The organism is Pseudomonas sp. Irchel s3f7, from assembly GCF_900187615.1.
Classification (GTDB): Bacteria; Pseudomonadota; Gammaproteobacteria; order Pseudomonadales; family Pseudomonadaceae; genus Aquipseudomonas.
Genome location: NZ_FYDO01000014.1, coordinates 1 through 18,378, shown reverse-complemented (window position 1 = coordinate 18,378; position 18,378 = coordinate 1). Strand labels below are relative to the sequence as shown.

Annotated in this window: 13 protein-coding genes and 1 rRNA gene; 4 read left to right on the top strand and 10 right to left on the bottom strand. The window is 59.6% G+C overall.

Annotated elements, in window-relative coordinates; genetic code table 11:
* Positions 1-33: 33 nt before the first annotated feature.
* Positions 34-348 carry a putative quinol monooxygenase gene (locus CKW19_RS13805; RefSeq protein ID WP_095058342.1) on the top strand — a complete coding sequence of 105 codons (315 nt, stop codon included), beginning with the start codon at positions 34-36 and terminating at the stop codon, positions 346-348.
* Here the strand turns inward: CKW19_RS13805 and CKW19_RS13800 are convergent.
* On the bottom strand, positions 338-1,102 hold the full coding sequence (locus CKW19_RS13800; RefSeq protein ID WP_095058341.1) for a sulfite exporter TauE/SafE family protein: 765 nt from the start codon (positions 1,100-1,102) through the stop codon (positions 338-340). The genes CKW19_RS13805 and CKW19_RS13800 overlap by 11 nt on opposite strands.
* 203 nt (positions 1,103-1,305) lie before the next feature.
* Between CKW19_RS13800 and CKW19_RS13795 the strand changes: the two genes are divergently transcribed.
* Positions 1,306-2,217: a LysR substrate-binding domain-containing protein gene (locus CKW19_RS13795; RefSeq protein ID WP_095058340.1), complete on the top strand. Its 912-nt coding sequence runs from the start codon at positions 1,306-1,308 to the stop codon at positions 2,215-2,217.
* A gap of 86 nt (positions 2,218-2,303) precedes the next feature.
* A complete protein-coding gene (locus tag CKW19_RS13790) occupies positions 2,304-2,648 on the top strand; it encodes a cupin domain-containing protein (protein WP_095058339.1) in 345 nt (114 codons plus the stop codon).
* A gap of 244 nt (positions 2,649-2,892) precedes the next feature.
* Here the strand turns inward: CKW19_RS13790 and mmsB are convergent, their stop codons facing one another.
* Both mmsB and CKW19_RS13780 read right to left on the bottom strand, forming a co-directional pair.
* Positions 2,893-3,780 (bottom strand): 3-hydroxyisobutyrate dehydrogenase, encoded by an 888-nt coding sequence (mmsB, locus tag CKW19_RS13785; protein ID WP_095058338.1) that lies wholly within the window; start codon positions 3,778-3,780, stop codon positions 2,893-2,895.
* Between the two features lie 10 nt (positions 3,781-3,790).
* Entirely contained in the window at positions 3,791-5,317 is a 1,527-nt protein-coding gene (locus CKW19_RS13780; protein WP_095058337.1) for a CoA-acylating methylmalonate-semialdehyde dehydrogenase, read from the bottom strand.
* A gap of 150 nt (positions 5,318-5,467) precedes the next feature.
* On the opposite strand from CKW19_RS13780, the gene CKW19_RS13775 reads away from it, so the two are divergent.
* On the top strand, positions 5,468-6,415 hold the full coding sequence (locus CKW19_RS13775; RefSeq protein ID WP_095058336.1) for a LysR family transcriptional regulator: 948 nt from the start codon (positions 5,468-5,470) through the stop codon (positions 6,413-6,415).
* Here the strand turns inward: CKW19_RS13775 and CKW19_RS13770 are convergent, their stop codons facing one another.
* The 7 genes from CKW19_RS13770 to rrf form a co-directional block, all read right to left on the bottom strand.
* On the bottom strand, positions 6,416-6,919 hold the full coding sequence (locus tag CKW19_RS13770; RefSeq protein WP_256580337.1) for an OmpA family protein: 504 nt from the start codon (positions 6,917-6,919) through the stop codon (positions 6,416-6,418).
* A 6-nt stretch (positions 6,920-6,925) separates the two neighbouring features.
* The gene (locus CKW19_RS13765; RefSeq protein WP_095058335.1) at positions 6,926-8,194 is read right to left on the bottom strand and encodes a diguanylate cyclase domain-containing protein; all 1,269 of its coding nucleotides are present in this window, start codon (positions 8,192-8,194) and stop codon (positions 6,926-6,928) included.
* Positions 8,191-8,766 carry a YfiR family protein gene (locus tag CKW19_RS13760; protein ID WP_095058334.1) on the bottom strand — a complete coding sequence of 192 codons (576 nt, stop codon included), beginning with the start codon at positions 8,764-8,766 and terminating at the stop codon, positions 8,191-8,193. The genes CKW19_RS13765 and CKW19_RS13760 overlap by 4 nt, the downstream gene beginning before the upstream one ends.
* A gap of 118 nt (positions 8,767-8,884) precedes the next feature.
* A complete protein-coding gene (gene recD / locus CKW19_RS13755; RefSeq protein WP_095058333.1) occupies positions 8,885-10,984 on the bottom strand; it encodes an exodeoxyribonuclease V subunit alpha in 2,100 nt (699 codons plus the stop codon).
* Complete coding sequence (gene recB, locus CKW19_RS13750) at positions 10,981-14,670, bottom strand: exodeoxyribonuclease V subunit beta (RefSeq protein WP_095058332.1); 3,690 nt, start codon at positions 14,668-14,670, stop codon at positions 10,981-10,983. Before recB ends, recD begins: the two co-directional genes overlap by 4 nt.
* Positions 14,667-18,128 (bottom strand): exodeoxyribonuclease V subunit gamma, encoded by a 3,462-nt coding sequence (recC, locus tag CKW19_RS13745; RefSeq protein ID WP_095058331.1) that lies wholly within the window; start codon positions 18,126-18,128, stop codon positions 14,667-14,669. The genes recB and recC overlap by 4 nt, the downstream gene beginning before the upstream one ends.
* A 153-nt stretch (positions 18,129-18,281) precedes the next feature.
* Positions 18,282-18,378, bottom strand: a 5S ribosomal RNA gene (gene rrf, locus CKW19_RS13740); the annotation flags it as partial.

The window sequence follows — 18,378 nt, the reverse complement described above, 5'->3', positions numbered from 1 at the left end:
TTTGGTCAATTCTGAATTCAAGGTGATTTTCTGATGAGTGAAATCCAAGGCTTCATCCTGCACGCCAAGACCCGCCCGGAAAAATCCGACGCCTTTGAAGCGTTTTTCAGTCGTCATGTAGAAGCGAGTCGCGCCGAGCCCGGCTGCATCGAATACCACATGCTGCGGGACAAACAGGACCCGTCGCTGTTCATCTTTTATGAGATCTGGCAATCCCAGGCCCATCTCGATGTGCACTCGAATCTGCCGCACATGAAGCAGTTTCTCGATCAGCGCGATGAGTACCTGGAACGGGACTTCGAGATCCGCGCCATCGAAATGATCAGCCCGTCATCCGCTAGCCGCTGATCAGCAAATGACCGCCAAGCACACCAAGGCCAATAAAGAACACGCGCTTGAACAACACGGCGCTGATCCGCTGGCGCAGCGATTGCCCCAGCCACATGCCGAGCATCGCCGGGATCAGCGCCAGCATTGACGCACTCAACTCGCCGCCACCGAGTTCGCCGCGCCATAACAGCCCGCCCGCGAGGGCAAGGGTCGAGACGGTGAACGACAGGCCGAGCGCCTGCACCAGCTCATCCTTGCTCAATCCCAACGCTTGCAGATACGGCACCGCCGGAATCACGAACACGCCCGTGGCCGAAGTGATGGCGCCGGTCAGCACGCCACACAGCGGGCCGAGCCAGCGCTCATTTCGAGCGCTGACACGCAAAGTCGGCAGGAACAATCCGCTCAACGCATAGAGCAACAACGCCGCGCCCAATCCCCGCACCACCCAATGTCCACCGACCATGCCGATCCACAAGGTGCCTGCCCCGGTGCCGATGAAGATCGCCAGCAACATCGGCCACAACCGTTTGATCAGCCCCGGCAAATGCCCGCCGAATGCCAGTTGCCAGACGTTGGTCAAGGTTGTGGGAATGATCAACAACGCCGCAGCCTGCGACGGCGCCATAGCCAGACCGAGCAAGCCCATGGCGATGGTCGGCAGGCCGAGACCGATAACGCCCTTGACCATGCCGGCCAGCAGGAAAGTCGCGACCACCAGCAGTGACAGGGCCAGACCGAGGTTTTGGTAGAACGATGCGAAGGTATTCATGGGCCAATGATGAGCCCGGCCGGGACGGTTGAAAATCTGCCATATACTGAGGCTGCCTCTTGTTTTTAAAGAAGCTGGAATACTATTGCGGCTTCTGACGTCTTCGCCGGCAAGCCAGCTCCTACATTTGATCGCCTCGCCCTGTAGGCGCTGGCTTGCCAGCGAAGGTGCCGATCCGTCCAACAACGATCCCGAGGTTGCCAATGCACTTCGACCTGACCGACCTGCGTCTTTATCTGCACATCCTCGACACCGGCAACATCACCGCCGGCGCCGTCCGCAGTCATTTATCCCTGGCGGCGGCCAGTGCGCGGATCCGGTCGATGGAAGCATCGCTGGGCATCGAATTTCTCGAGCGCAATCGACGCGGCGTCAGTCCGACGCCGGCCGGTAAAGCCCTGGCGCAACACGCTCGGGTTTTGCTGCAACAGGCCGAACGCATGCAACAGGAACTGGCCGAATACGCCAAGGGTGTCAAAGGCCAGGTTCGATTGCTGTGCAACACCACCGCGATCACCGAATACCTGCCGGAGCTGCTCGCGGATTTCCTGCGCGACCATCCCAACCTCGACATCGACCTGCAAGAGCTGCCCAGCACACGCATCACCCACGCCTTGCGCCAGGGTGCGGCGGACCTCGGCATTGTCTCGGACGCGGTAGACACCCATGACTTGCAGACCCGCCCGTTTCGCGACGATCCACTGGTGCTGATCATGCCCCGGGATCATCCACTCGCAAACGCCGCCCGCCTGAGTTTCGCCAATACGCTGCATCACGACTACATCGGCCTGAACGCCAACAGTGCGCTGGCCGTGTACCTGGAGGAACAGGCCCTGCACACCGGGTTGCGCATGCAGATCCGCATCCGTACAGACGGGTTCGAAGGGATCATGCGCATGGTCGCAAGAGGCGCCGGGCTTGGGATCGTGCCGGTTGCAGCCCTCGAACGCTGGGGCGATGAAACTTCGCTCAAGCAAATGGCCCTGCAAGAGCCTTGGGCGCAGCGAAAACTTCTGCTCTGCGCACGAGACTTCACGACGCTTCCTCCATACGCCAAGGCATTGCTGGATGTCCTGACACTGCGTGGAACACAGGCTCACTGCGTTTCTGGATAGCTCAGTGTCGAGCACAGACAACTGCTGGCCAGACCGGCGCTATAGGGTGCGACTTCAGTTCCAGCACCCACTGCCTCGGAGTCATCATGACCGCACCGATTACCGTTCTTCGCGATACCCATCCATTGCCCGTACTCGACGCCTGCAAATGGGAAAAGCTCGAAGGTGACCCGCACACCGTCAACCTCAATGCCTACACCAGCGAAGACGGCAGCAAGATCATGGGCACCTGGATCTGCACGCCGGGCAAGTGGTACGTGGAATACGTGAAGTGGGAGTACTGCCATTTCCAGGAAGGCTACTGCATCATCACCCCGGAAGGCATGGCACCGATTCATCTGCGCGCCGGCGATATTTTCGTCGTCGAGCCCGGAATGAAAGGCACGTGGGAAGTGATGGAAACCGTGCGCAAATATTTCGTGTTTGCCTGATACAAAAAAACCGGGAAATCACCCGACGTGATTTCCCGGTCAGTATCTTTGGATACATGCTCTCTCTGTAAGAGTGAGCTTGTGTGGCGAGGGGGCTTGCCCCCGTTCGGCTGCGAAGCAGTCGTATCATCAGCAACCGCGATTCACCTGAAACACCGCATTGACCCTACTGGGGTCCGCTTCGCGAACCAACGGGGGCAAGCCCCCTCGCCACAACAGCCCTTACTGCATTCAATGAATCGCTTTACTGCGGCTTGCGATACCCGTTGATGATCGCCGAGAAGTCCTGCCCTCCCTCCCCGCGCAAGCTCATCGCCTGATACAACTGCTGCGCCACTGCGCCGAGCACCACCGGTTGGTGCGCCTGTCGTGCAGCTTCGGTCGCCAGCCCCAGATCCTTGAGCATCAGTTCAGCACCGAACCCACCGGTATAGCCGCGCGAAGCAGGCGCTGTTTCGACGATGCCCGGCCACGGGTTATACATTTCCGAACTCCAGCACCGCCCGGTGGAACTGTTGATGATCCCCGCCAGCACCTTGGTGTCGATGCCCAATGCATCGCCAAGCGCCATGGCTTCGCTGACGCCGACCATGGAAATCCCCAGCAGCAGGTTGTTGCAGATTTTAGCGATTTGCCCGGTGCCGACTTCCCCACAATGGACGATGTTGCGGCCCATTTGTGCGAGTACCGGTTGCAGCGTGGCGAACAGTTCCGGGGTGGCGCCGACCATGAAGGTCAACGTCCCGGCCGCCGCACCACCCGTACCACCGGAAACCGGTGCATCGGCCATGGCCACCCCCTGTTTGGCAGCGGCAGCGGCCACATCGCGTGCAGTCTGCGGATCGATGGTGCTGCAATCCACGGCCGGCACGCCGTTGCCGATACCCGCGAGCACACCGTCCTCACCCAACCACACGCTGCGCACATGCACCGCAGCCGGCAGCATGGTGATCACCAGTTCCGCGCCTTCTGCCGCTTCCCGGGCCGACGCGCTGATGCTGCCGCCCAGTTGCTCAAGCTCTGCCAGCACGGTTTTGTTCAGGTCGACCATACGCAGTGCGTGGCCAGCCTTGATCAGGTTGCGCGCCATCGGCGCGCCCATGTTGCCGAGACCGATAAAAGCGATTTTCATGTTCGGCTCCTCAACGCAAATTGATGGTGGTGTTCACACCGTCGTTGACGCTGTCATCGTCGAACCAGCGGCTGGTGACGGTCTTGGTCTGAGTGTAGAACTGCACCACTTGCTTGCCATACGGACCGAGGTCGCCCAGCTTGGAACCACGGGAACCGGTGAAGCTGAAGAACGGCACCGGCACCGGAATCGGGATGTTGATGCCAACCTGGCCGACGTCGATTTCGTTCTGGAATTTTCGCGCCGCTGCACCGCTCTGGGTGAACAGGCCCGTGCCGTTGCCGAACGGGTTGGCGTTGACCAGGGCGATGGCCTCGTCGAGGGTGTTCACTTCCAGCACCACCAGCACCGGGCCGAAGATTTCCTGGGTGTAGATCTGCATGTCGGTGGTCACGCCGGAGAACAAGGTCGGGCCGACAAAGTTGCCCTTCTCGTAACCGGGAACCGAGATCTCGCGACCGTCCAGCTCCAGTTTGGCGCCTTCCTTGATGCCGCTTTCGATCAGATCAAGAATCCGCGCCTTGGCCTTTTTCGAGATCACCGGACCGACGTCGGTGCCCGCCTCGTTGCCCGCATTCACTTTGAGTTTCTGCGCCAGCGCTTTCAGATCAGGCAGCCATTGTTTGGCCGCACCGACCAACACCACCACCGAAGTGGCCATGCAACGCTGACCGGCAGCACCAAAACCGGCGCCCACCAGTGCATTCAGCGCTTGCTCGCGGTTGGCGTCCGGCAGCACCACGGCGTGGTTCTTGGCGCCCATCATCGACTGCACGCGCTTGCCATGTTTACCAGCCAGGTCGTAGACGTGCGTGCCGACCGCAGTCGAACCAACGAACGAAACAGCCTTGATGTCCTTGTGGGTGCAGAGTCCGTCCACCACGTCTTTGCCACCGTGCACGACATTGAGCACACCGGCCGGAATGCCGGCTTCAATCGCCAGCTCCACCAGCAGCATGGTCGACATCGGGTCCTGTTCGGACGGTTTGAGTACGAAGGTGTTGCCGCAAGCGATGGCCATCGGGAACATCCACAACGGAATCATCGCCGGGAAGTTGAACGGCGTGATGCCGGCACACACACCGATCGGCTGGCGCAGGGTATAGGTATCAACGCCACCGGCGACGTTTTCAGCGAACTCGCCCATTTGCAGGCTACCAATGGAGCAAGCGTGCTCGACCACTTCCAGGCCACGAAAAATGTCGCCTTCAGCGTCGGCAATGGTCTTGCCCTGTTCGGCGCTCAGCACCACGGCGATGCGCTTGGAGTGCTCGCGAATCAGCGCCTGGAGCTTGAGCATGATGCGCATCCGCGCGCCGATGGGCGTCAGCTTCCAGGTCTGGAAGGCGCGATGGGCGGCGCTGATGGCTGCGTCGACTTCTTCAGCGGTGGCAAACGGCACTTTGGCCAGAACTTGCTGGGTCGCCGGGTTGATGATGTCGTGCCACTCGGTGGATTTGGACTCGACCCACTCGCCGTCGATCAGCAGTTTGACCTTTTGCACGGTGGTGTCGTTGGGCGTGAGCGATACGTTCATGTGGGTCTCCTGGACGTTGTTGTTATCAGGGGAGCCAAGGCGAGAAAGTCGCCTTGAGATGAGGCGTGTGCCGTGAATTGGTTAACGGACTGTTTTTGGAGTATAGATGTGCAAACTTCTAATAAGAACGCACATAAAAACCGGTCCAACATGCAAAAAAACATCACCTCCCTCGGTTCGCTGAACTGGGATGACCTCAAGTTTTTTCTGGAAGTCGCCCGCACCCGCAAGGCCAGCACGGCTGCCAAGCGCCTGGCGGTCGACTACACCACCGTGTCGCGGCGCATCAGTTCGCTGGAAACCGCACTGGGCACGTTGCTGTTCGAGAAATCCCGGACCAGCGGCTTCGTCCTGACCGCTGAAGGCCAGCGGTTGATGGGGTATGCGGAGTCGATTGAAAGCACCCTGCACATGGCGTGCGAGCAGGTTTCCGGGTCTGGCGTGGCGCTATCGGGTCATGTGCGCATGGGCTGCACCGAAGGCTTCGGCACGTTTTTCATCACACCGCAGCTGAGCCACTTCATCGACACTTACCCGGCGATTTCGGTGGATATCCTGCCGTTGCCGCACTTCATCAGCCTGTCCAAGCGCGAAGCCGACATCGTCATTGCCCTGGAGCGCCCGGAGCATGGCCCATACGTCTGCTGCAAACTGTGCGACTACCGATTGCAGCTGTACGCGACCCAGGACTATCTGGACAACCACCCACCGATCCGCCGCCCGGCAGACTTGGGGAAACATTCATTCATCAGTTATGTCGACGACCTGGCGTTCAGCTCGGAGCTGCTGTATCTGGCCAACGTAGTGCCCAGTGCCAGCGCCAACCTGCGCAGCACCAGCGTGATCGCGCAGTTCGTGGCGGCGCAGCAAGGGCGCTCATTGGCGATCCTGCCGTGCTTCCTCGCCGCTCAGGATCCGCGCTTGCTACCGGTGTTGCCGCAGGAGATCAACATCACTCGACAGTTCTGGATGTACTGCCGCGAAGACCTGCGCAAGCTCAAGCGGATCACCCTGCTGTGGGATTACATCAGGGAGGTGACGGAGCAGAATCAGGGTCTGTTGATGGGTGAGAGTCGGGCGATGTTGTTCGCCGATTAGTCAGTCGGCGCTCACCACGATCGCTACCCGACGGTTTTCGGTGCGACCGGTCGCGGTGGTATTGGTGGCCACGGGCTCGCTGCTGCCCAGACCGCGCAGCTGGATGTTTTCCTGCTTCATGCCGACCGTGTTCAAGACCTTGGCAACGCTTTTCGCACGGCGCAAAGAAAGCTGTTCGTTGTAGGCCTCTTTACCCGACGCATCGGTGTGACCGTCGACACGCACGCGGTCGATACCCACGCCGAGCAGCGCCTTGCCAATGCGCTCGACGATTTCGCTGCTCTGCCGGTTCAGGCTGTCATCGTCGCTGCCAAACAATACTTTGCCGGACAACCCAAACTCCCAGCCATCATCGGTCAACTCGAAACCTTGCTGCTTGAGCACTGCGACTTGCGCCGGGGTCAGGCCTTTTTGCGGGGCTGTCTGGCATCCGGTCAGGCTGAACAACGCCATCAGCAGAGTCACGGTAACGAAACGCAGGGAACGCTGGGTAAAAGTGAACACGAAAAGTTAGCTCCTGTTTTGAACATCGGCGGCAGGGTACTCCGACCCTACCGTGTACTGTGCGCCTCGGGAGAGGCGTTTGGCCTGGTACATGGCACTGTCGGCAGCGCTGAGTAACGCACCGGGTGTCGTTCCATGATCGGGGTAAACGGCGACGCCGATACTGAGTGAGGTCAGCACTTGTGCATCCCCCGGCACCAGAATCGGTATCTCCATGCTGGCGAGAATCTTGTCGGCAATCCGTTCGGCATCTTCGGTTTTGTAAAGCGGCGTCAGCAGCACGGCAAACTCATCGCCGCCCAAACGCGCCACCAGATCCTCTTCACGCAGCTGCGCGCGAATCCTGTTGGCCACAGCCATCAGCACCGCATCGCCCGCCGCGTGGCCGAAGTTGTCGTTGATTTCCTTGAACCGGTCGCTGTCCAGGAACAGCACTGCAACGCGCTCGCCAAGCTTGTTGGCGTTACGTAACGCGCGCATCAGGCGGCCCTCGAAAAATGCCCGGTTGGGCAGCCCGGTAAGACTGTCATGACTGGCCTGGTGCGCCAGGGATTCGTTTTCGCTTTGCAGGTGCGACTGCCAGGCTTCGAGCTCATCCAGCAGGGCATTGAAGTCATTACCGAAGTCGTCGAGTTCGACAATGTCCGCCGGTGGCACGCGTCGATCGAACGCTCGCTCGCTGCGAGCGGCATGGGCGACAGCGGCCAGGTTGCGCAATGGCTTGGTGATCCCGCGAAGCTGTCGGCGCGCCAGAAACAGCGCAACCCAGGCACTGATAGCCGTGCATAACACGATGCCCATCAAGCCGCTGAGCAGGAAACGCATCAGGCTGCCACCGTGCCCAGTGAGCACGATGCTGCCGATTTCTCGCCCCTGATGGAGGATCGGCATGTTGATGGGTTCTTCCAGAAAGGTTTTGGCAATGTGCAGTTCGAGCCTGGACAGCAAGCCGGTGTCCGGTCGCTGCCAGCGCGCCAGCAATTGGCCCTGCTGATCAAACACCTGGGCGTCTGCCACTTCTTCGGTGGACGCAATCAACGCCAACGCTTCGGTGGCCGCCGCTTCATCGTTGAACACCACCGCGGCTTCCACGGTGTAATTGATCGACCGTGCGATCAGATGCAGGTTGTGATCGGCATAGACCCGCAGAGCCAAAACGCCGAGCAATGTCATAGAAACGCTGGCCATGGCAACGCCCACCAGGGCCACGATCAAATTGCCGCGGCCGATGACCGAACGCAAAGTTGGGCGACCGCCCGGTTTAAGTAGGTTCATGGCGCCGCCGGCTTGCGGCGTGACAGTTGCAGCACGCTCGGATGAATGCGCACACCACTGCGGGCAACGGAGTCGAGATTGACCTCGAAAGAAACCTGTTCATCACTGACCCGCAGACAAAACAGGCTACCGACGGTGCAAGGGTCATCGCTTTCACTGATGCTCAGTACGGGGTGCCCGATCAGTGCTGCAAACAGTCGGGTGCGCTCCTCGGCGGTCAACTTGCCGACGTACACCGCATCACAGCCGCTGGCAATCGAGGGGTTGTCGGCCAACAGCCGTTGCACCGACACCGGTCGACCGGTCGCCTGGGTCGTACCTTTGACCAGGTCGTCGGTGTATTCGGTAGGTCCCACCAGGCACAAACGCAGCAGCACAGGCTCGACGGGCCAACGGGCGTAACTGAGAATGCCAAGCACCACCTGAGTGACCGCTTTGGCGCGTTGATCCGCCATGCTCACCGGGGTTTGCGATTGCGCGGACACAACGTTGGCCATCAGGCAAAGAAGAATGGCAAGCAGCGCTTTTCTACCGCCAACGACGCGCTCTGTCGTCCAGACAGCCACCTTCATGCAGGGATACTCTTTGACCGGAGCGAAATGATGCCGCAACGATAGCACAGCGGCGAAACGCCAGCGAGGCCACGGACTACGGCACTTTGGCCAACTTCCTACGACCCTCCGCCAAATTTCACCCTGCGGCTTCGATGTTTTCCTTCAGCTCCAGCATCAATCCGCTCAAGCGTTTGACCTTGCGCCGTACCGCTTCTTCAAATACCCCTGCCCGCGGTTCGATCAAGGTAAACCAGTCTTTGGCACGGGTTATCCCGGTGTAGACAAGCTCCTTGGTCAGTACCGGGTTCAACGCATCGGGAAGAATCAATGCGGTATGCGCAAATTCCGACCCCTGGGATTTGTGCACGGTCATGGCGTAGACGGTTTCCACATCATTGAGTCGACTTGGCAGCACAAAACGCACACCGCCCTGCCCGTCGTTACGGGGAAAGGCCACCCGCAGGACATGCTTGCCGGCTTGAGAGCCTTCGCGTTCTGGCAGTTTGAGCGCAATGCCGATGTCGCCGTTCATCAAGCCCAGACCGTAATCGTTGCGCGTCATCAGCACGGGTCGTCCCTCGTACCACTGCTGGTCGCTGTCAATCAGCCGCGCCTTCAGCAACGCCGCGGTCACTCGCTGGTTCAACCCTTCCACACCCCACGGCCCTTTGCGCACAGCGCACAACAACTGGAAGGCGTCGAAGGCCTGCAGGACCTGTCTAGCCCACTCGGTCCAGCACGAATCTTCAAGCGGTCTATCGAGTGGTGGTCGTTGATTGCGCAGCAGGCTCAAGTAATGGCGATAACCTTGTGGTCCCTCACCATGACCTTCGAGCAACAAGCGCTCCAGCGCGCGATCCTGTTCATTCTTGAGGGACAGGCAAAACACATCGTCGTGGCTGCGTACCGCCAACAATCTGCGGGCTTCCTCGGGCTGCTGTTGGTTGACCCATCGGGCCAACTGGCCAATACCGCTGCCCTCACCGAATCGCCGCGAGTGCCGCAGCATGACCACTTGCTGAGCCAATGGATGGGTGCCTTGGCTATCTTCCTGCAACCCGCTGGTCTCCAGGCTTTCACCGCTGGCGGCCTCGAGCCACTGACGCGTCTGCGGGCTGTACCATCCGGCTTCGGCGTCGCGACACAGATCCCCGAGAACGGCACCCGCCTCCACCGACGCCAACTGATCCTTGTCACCCAGCAGCACAAGGCGAGCATGAGGCGGCAACGCGTCGAGCAGGTTGGCCATCATTTCCAGGTCGATCATCGATGCTTCGTCCACCACCAATACGTCCAGCGGCAAACGATTAGCCGCGTGATGCCGGAAATGCCGCGTCCCGGGACGGCTGCCCAACAGGCGGTGAACGGTGGTGACGTCGGACGGGATTTTATTGCGTACGGCTTCCGTGACCTTCAGCGTCCTGACTTGCTGGCTGATGGACTCGGTGAGGCGCGCTGCCGCTTTACCGGTCGGAGCGGCGAGGCGAATACGCAGCGGCTTTCCAGCCTCCACGGCAGGTGCCTGAAGCAGTGCCAGCAAGCGCACGACTGTCGTGGTTTTACCCGTTCCCGGACCACCGGTAACGATACTGAAGGCGCCGCGAGTCGCCAGTGCGCAGGCCAGCTTTTGCCAGTCGATGACCTCACCGGGCCTGGCCGGACCGAACAGCTCGGTGAGCCGCTGCAACAAGTCACTCGGTGTAGCTTCATGCGCGGCCAGACGTTCGCGCAACGAATTGTCGATACGCCGTTCGTAGGCCCAATAGCGGCGCAGATACAAGCGTTTGCCTGACAGCACCAAGGGCCGATGCTGCACCGCTTCACGCTCGTCAGCCGCCAATGCAACCAGACCGCTGGACGCCAGCACTTTGCACCAATGGGCACCGTCCACCGCTTCCAGCAACTGCGACGGCAGCAACATCACGCCACTCTGCTGATCACCTTCCGGAGGCAGCGACAGGGCGAAGTCCGGCTCCTTGAGTGTCTCGAACAAATCAAGGCAAACGTGGCCGTGACCCAACTGGTGGCTGGTCAACGCAGCCGCCAGTAACACCAAAGGATCATCTGCTGGCGCCAGCTCATGAAGAAAGGACACGAAGGCCTTGTCCAGCGCCCGCAGCCAGCCACGTTCGACCCAACGCGTCAGCAATCTCAACAAGTCGTCGGCGCGCTCCAACGGTTTGAGATCCGTGAGGCTGTCGGTAACCGTCAGCACGTCGGCGAAGGTACGGCTCATAGCAATACTCCTTGTTCCCAGGCGGGTTCGACCCTGGGCTGCGGTTTACCCTGGAACAGACGGTCCAGTTGCTCGATCAGCTCCCTTGGCGGCCGGGCGAAGTACGCACCCTGGCTGGGCGCCCGCGTACCCCGCAGGAACAGATACAGCGCACCTCCGACATGCCGGTCGTAGTCGTAATCGGCAAGCCTGGCTTTGAGTTGGCGGTGCAGCGCCAGAAGGTACAACACGTATTGCAGGTCATAGCGGTTGTCGAGAATCGACTGCTCCATCGCCTGCTCGGTATAGGCCGCATCGTCGACGCCGAGCCAGTTGGATTTGTAATCGGCGACGTAATAGCGGCCGTCATGCTCGAAAGTAAGGTCGATGAATCCCTTGAACATGCCGTTAAGCAAAACCGGTTCGGCCGCCACACGGGCCACGCCGTTATGGGTGTATTGGCAGACCAGTGCATCGAGTTTGAGCACGTCGACTTTGTGGCTGGCAAACCAGAATTCCATTTCGACCTGGTACTGACTCAACGCTTCGAATATCACGGGCGCCTGCCCGCTACCGACAGGCAGCGGGGACTTGAGCAGATGCTGCAGCCAGTCACTGAGCGTGGTTATCCAGCCCTCCCAGCCCCGGCGGTTACAGCGACGGGCAATGGCCTCTTCCACGGCTTTGGGCGTGGCAGCGAAACCTTCGTTGCCGGCCCACTCAAGCAAACCGTGGAGAAAAGTACCGGGGTTCGGCCCCCGCGGGAATCGATGGATATCGGCACCACCCGCGATCATTTCCCGTGGTGCCTGTGGATCGAGACGTTCGTCGTCGAAGAGTTTCTGGGCCTGCGGGCTCTCAGGCGCTTCATCGCTGCCGATGCTCAGACTGTCACCAATACGCAACGCGCTGTAGGAGGCGATCCACCAGTTTTCACTGGCCTTGCGTTGTGGAATCAGCGGAGCCAGCAACGCCGCAGTGTTCTGCGGCGGGTGGTAAAGCTCGGCACTGGCTTCTGGCATGTCACTGCAGCCTATCGCGGGGCAACCCTGCTGCAGGTCGCGCAGCCAGACGCTCAGCCCCGCCGATTCACCCAGAGAAGACCCGCCGCCCAATAGATAACCCAATGCCGACAGATGCAGCACCGAACTGTTGTTATTGCCGCGTTTGAGATCGGTCACGCCGAGCCAACAGGCATGTTGCGCCCGGGTCAAGGCCACATAGAGCAAACGCAGATCTTCCGCCAGACGTTCGTCGTCGGCCAGGGCGATCAACTCGGGCGTCGGTTTCAACGTCACTTGAGCCTTACCCGTCGCGTCGTGGTAATGCAACGGCAGACGACTGCCATCCACCGGCTTCGCCGAACAAATGAACGGCAGAAACACCAAGGGATATTCAAGCCCTTTGGACTTGTGAATGGTCACGACCTTGACCAGTTGCTCGTCGCTCTCCAGACGCAGGATCTGCTCTTCACCGGCCTGCCCGGACAACGCCAGATGCTCGGATAAATGTCGGATCAGCGCTTGCTCGCCATCCAGTTCGGCGGCGGCCTGTTGCAGCAGCTCGGACAGGTGCAACAGATTGGTCAATACCCGTTCGCCATCGCTGCGGGCAATCAATGCCTGGGGCAGCCGGAAGTCGTGCAGCAAACGGCGAAGCATTGGCAAGACACCCTGCTTGCGCCACAGCTCGCGATAGCTGCGGAACTGCATGACCCGCGCTTCCCAGGCCAACTCGTCCTGGTTCAGCTGTTCCAATTCTGCCAGCGACAGGTTCAACGTGATGCTGGCCAATGCGGCCCGCAGCGGTCGCTCGACATCCGGCTCGGCACAGGCTTTGAGCCAGGTCAGGACGTCGTGGGCTTCCTGCGCGGCGAACACTGAATCCTTGTCCGACAGATAAACACTGCGCACGCCTCGGGCAGCGAGTTCAGCGCGCACGGCCTGCGCCTCCTTGCCATCGCGGACGAGGATCGCGATGTCCGCGGGCATCAGGCCTTTGAATTCTTTGTCACGCAGGAAGCCCGCTCGACCTTGTTGTCCACCGTTGAGCAATGCCGTGATTTCACTGGCACACGCCGCGGCCAGTTGCTGGCGGTACACCGCACCGGACAAGGGCTGTTCGGCAGGCAAGTGCCAGATATTCAGCGCAGGGACGGACTGATGGTTGATCTGCAGAACTTCTTTGCGCCCCTGCGAATCGACCGGCAGGAACGGGACAGGGTTATCACCGTTTTTCTCGCGAAACAGGAAAGCTCCGCGTCCGGACTCGCGACACTCGGCATATTCAAATACATGGTTCACGGCATCGACCATGCCGTGACTGGAACGGAAGTTGGTGCCCAATGTATGCAGGCGCCCGGTGGTTGCCTGACGGGCGCGTAGGTAGGTGTAGATGTCGGCACCGCGGAACGCGTAGATCGCCTGTTTCGGGTCGCCGATCAGGAACAGACCGCTTTCTGGATTGTTGTCTTCAATGCGGTAGATGCTTTCGAAGATCCGGTACTGCACCGGGTCGGTGTCCTGGAACTCGTCGATCAACGCTACCGGGAACTGTTCGCGGATCAAGGTCGCCAGGCGCTCACCACCGTCAGACTGCAACGCGGCATCGAGGCGCAACAGCATGTCGTCAAAACCCATTTCCGCACGACGACGCTTTTCCTCCTCGAACCGTGCACCGACCCAATGTGCAGCGTGTTGCAACACCACGGCATCGGGCGTCGGCAAACTGTCGAGACAGGCTTTCAGACCCGGCATGGCGTCCAGGCCTGGATGATTGGGCGCGTCTCCCTTCTTCCAGGCTTCAGCCATACCGTCAGGTGTGAGGCGCGTGAAACCGGTACCGATGTCCAGTTGCTCAACGGCTTCGTCTCCAGCCCAGGCTTTGATTTTTTCAAACCAGGGTTCGAAGTAGCGGGCCTGCATCTTGCGGCCGTCGACACTTTTACTGGCAACACCTTCGTGACAGATCGCCAGCAGCTCGTCGGCCCACTGACACCAGGGTTGCTTGAGCTCAAGCAAAGCGGCTCGCCGCTCTTGTAAACATTCGCTGATCAACTCTGCGGGCTCTTTACCGGGGAGGGTCTCCCGCTCGCTGGCAAACAATCCGCGAATTCGCGGTAGCAAAGCAGCGGGCCCGCCCCAATTGCCGCGTACCCAGTTCAGCGCATCGCCTTGCATGGGGTAGCAAAACAATCGCCAATAGTCGCGCAACACTTCACCGAGCAGATCGCTGTGATCGGTTTCCAGGGTCTGGGTGAACAGGCTGCCACTGTCGAACGCGTGCTCACGCAACATGCGCTGACACCAACTGTGAATGGTCGAGACCGCTGCTTCGTCCATCCATTGCGCGGCGATATCCAGGCGATTTGCACATCCGGCCCACTGCTCGGCCGGATACTGATCACGCAACTCGGCAATCAGTCCGTCCGGAGCGGGAGTTTCATCGCGGAAGAATCGAGCCGCTTCGGCCAGTCGTGTACGAATGCGCTCACGCAGCTCTTTGGTAGCGGCATCGGTAAAGGTCACAACGAGGATCTGCGGAGGCAACAGCTCACGCCCGAAACCGTCGGACTCCCCACCATGGCCGAGGACCAGGCGCAGGTACAGCGCTGAAATCGTGAAGGTCTTGCCGGTCCCTGCGCTAGCTTCGATCAACTGGCTGCCGCGCAGCGGGAATGCCAGGGCCAGAGGTATTTTGGTGGTCATGGGCGCACCTCCGCGCTGGACAATGAACGCCAAGAGGCCTCAAGCAACGGTCGATACAGTGCATCGCACCAGTCGAAGAATGTTTCATCGGCGGTCAACGCATCGTAATCGGCAAACTGCCTTGCAAGCGCAATGCTCTCTCGTCGCTCCCCATTGGTAGTCAGCCCATCCCCTTCATAGGCTTTTCGAGCGGCTGCTTCGGCTTTGACCGTATCGGTCTGCCCCAACCAGGCGAAGGCCGTTTTGACCGCAATCGGAAGTGGCTGACGCATACCCGATTGCCAGGCGAGCAACAGGTCTCCCAGAATTCGCTGTGCTGAATCCACGTCCATTGGCGCGAGCACCAGACTGTCATCGCTGGCCACCAACGCGGTGGTCATCGACAGACCGCTGGCGCAAGCGGCCAGATGATTGACCCACGGCCGGGTCAGGCGATGCCATTTGCGGGACTTGATCGAACCGATGCTGTTGGGGATTGTGGTCACCGACAGCAAACCACCGTCTGCCCGTTGATGCAGCCCACTGAGCCATCCCTCGATGCGCAACTCATGCAACTCCAGGCTCACCGGTAATGCGCTGGTCAGCGGCGTTGGCCATAGCGCCAGGAGCTGTTGATAACGTTGCAGCAAATCCGGCAACGGTTCGATCAACTCTCGCTGGAGGCATTCGCCAAAACCTGCCATGGGCAGCAATCCACTGTTCTGTAGACGCTGGGCTTGTAGTTGCAACGCCTGATCGGTGTCATCCAGATCGGCCATGGCGGCTTCAAGCAAACGGTCACTCAAGTTGTAGCGTTGCAAGGCATCAAGGACAAAGGGTTCTTCATCGGCCAGAGGCACTTCGGCAGCCTCGAAGTACACTTTCAGCCGCTGACTGAAGAAATGTCGCACCGGGTTGCGCAGGAAATCCTGCAACTGACCGAGCGTCAGCGGCTCATCCTGAATGTGGGCATCAAGCAACTCGATATCAGGTGTTTGCACAGTGATTTGATGCAGCACTTGCCACTCGTTGGCATAGCTGAACAGGTCATCGCCTTCGTGGAAATAACGGGCGCTAAATGGTTGCAGAGGATGTTCCTGAGTAATGGCTTCAAGCAGGTCTTCGTCGGACTTGGTGAGTCGCCAACCGCTTGCGAGATGATCCCGTAGCTGACCGATCAGCACTGACGCGGGGCGTTCGCTGTTGTCGCGAATGCTGCGTCCGACCCAACTGATGTAGAGCTGCTCACGTGCTGACAACAGAGCCTCCAGCAGCAAGTAACGGTCGTCTTCGCGTCGTGAGCGATCACCGGGACGGTAGTCGCTGCCCATGAGGTCGAAGTCCAGCGGCGGTTGTGCCCGCGGGTAGTCGCCATCATTCATGCCAAGCAAGCAAACCAATTTGAACGGAATCGCACGCATCGGCATCAGCGTGCAGAAATTCACCGCTCCCGCCAAAAAGCGTTGAGACAATCGCCCCTGATCAAGACCCGCAAGCCAGGCTTCGCGGACGACGGTCAGCGGCAGTTCGTCTTGCAGACCTACAGATTCACAACTCTCAAGCCACGCTTCGCGCAACGCTTCCAGCTGGGTCAGCAAATAGTCATCGTGCTCGTTACTGGCCTGAAAGAAGAGTGACAGCAACGCCTGCAAACGCAGGCTCCATTGCTGGGGCGATGCTGGCTGTGTCAGTTCCTGGTGAGCAACCTCCAGTGCATCCAGCAACGCAACCAATGGACCGATGAGCGCAGCATCCAGTCCGCCGATCTCGTCGTAGGGTTCGATTTCGCCACAGGCACTGCCGTTGCCGACCGCGTAACCGAGCAACATTCGCCGCAGACCGAAACGCCAACTGTTTTGCTCCAGCGCTGGCGGCAAACCAAGACCTGCGCGCTGTTGAGCATTTATGCCCCAACGAATGCCAGCGCCTTCGATCCAGCGGTGCAGCGTCGGCAGGTCACGTTCCTCTACGCCAAAGCGGGCGCGCAATGCCGGAACGTCCAGCAGATCAAGAATCTCGCTGACAGGAAAGCGACTGTCAGGCAGTTTGAGCAGGTGTTCGACAGCAATCAGTAACGGATCACGACCACGCTGCCCTTGGTCAGCCAGTGTGAAGGGGATGAATCGCGGATCATGCCGCTCAAGCTGACCGAACACTGCACGAATATGCGGTGCGTAGCTGTCGATGTCGGGGACCATCACAATCACGTCACGAGGACGTAGCTGTGGATTTTCGCTGAAGCGCGCGAGCAACTGATCGTGAAGGATCTCTACTTCGCGTTGAGCGCTATGAGCGATGTGGAAACGGATCGACTCGTCCTCCTCCAGGCTCACTGCTGGCCATAGCTCGCGGGTTTCGTTCAGGGGGCGTAGTTCGAGGATGTCATCCTGCAACTGATTGAGCATATTCAGTGGCTGACTATCACTGAACAAATCGATCCTGCCGTCACGAAATGCCGAGCGATAGCTGTTGGGATCGTCATAGCTGTCGAGCAGATTGATGTAGTCACGCCCCTGCTTGCCCCATGCGGCCAATAGCGGATGGGCATGTTGATGAAGCGTTTGGGAGTCGAGTACGACCGGCATGCCACTCTTGCGCGCCTGTCGTTTGTATTGATGCCGTAACAGGTCTTTATCGGCGACGATGTCTGCCCAATGGTGACGACAGGGATTATGTACACACAGTAGAACCTGGCTGAATCGAGCCAGCCCGGCTAGAGCTTCAAGGGCTTGAGCGGGAAGAGAGGAAATACCAAAAACGATCACCCGCGAAGGCAACCCCGGTGGGGCAACCTCGAGGTTGTTGATGCGCTCGATGAACCGCTGATGGACGCCGGCACGGCTTTGCGCCATGCCCTCTTCACCAACATCCAATAGAAGTGCACGCCACAGCTCGGCCTGCCAGCAATTGGCCGCAGTCAGTGGCCTGGTCTCTCCTCTGCCGCTGCGCAATTGGTGCCGATCTTCTGCCCAGTCTTCGAGCCAGTCGGCGCGGTACACCTGATACTGGTCGAACAAATCCGCCAGCCGTTCAGACAATTGATAGCGTTTTCGCAGATCGCTGTCATTGGTCAGGAAGCGCTGTAGCGGTTCGAAGTGTGGTTCATTGATCAACTGCGGAAGCAGGCGCATCAGACGCCAGGTCAGCGGCGCCTTATCAAGCAGGGACTTGACCGGAATTTCGTCACGACCCAGGACCATGCGATAGAGCTGCCACATGAAACTGCCGGGCAACTGCACATCGATGGCCGCGGCGATTCCGCAGCCACCCATATCGTCATCTTCAGCATCTTCAGCATCTTCAGCCAGTGCCAGTTTCAGCCATTGGGCGATGCCGTTGCTCTGCACCAGGGCGATTTCATTTTCCAGGGGGGCCAGCGGGTAACGCCGCATCCAGCTCACCACCAGGCTGCGTAACTCGTCCAGGCGGTTACCGTGAACCACCATAAAACCAGCACTGAGGGACGTTGCGTCCGGCATAAAGGCTTCCTTGGAAAATACAAACGCTAGGGCCGAACCTTAGCATTGTCGGGAGACGCTGACAGCGGGGACCTGTCCGTCATTGCTGTACGAACTTTCCTGCGGACAAAACAAAACCCCAACTGCTTTCGCAATTGGGGTTTCGGAATTTAATCTTGACGATGACCTACTCTCACATGGGGAAACCCCACACTACCATCGGCGATGCATCGTTTCACTGCTGAGTTCGGGATGGGATCAGGTGGTTCCA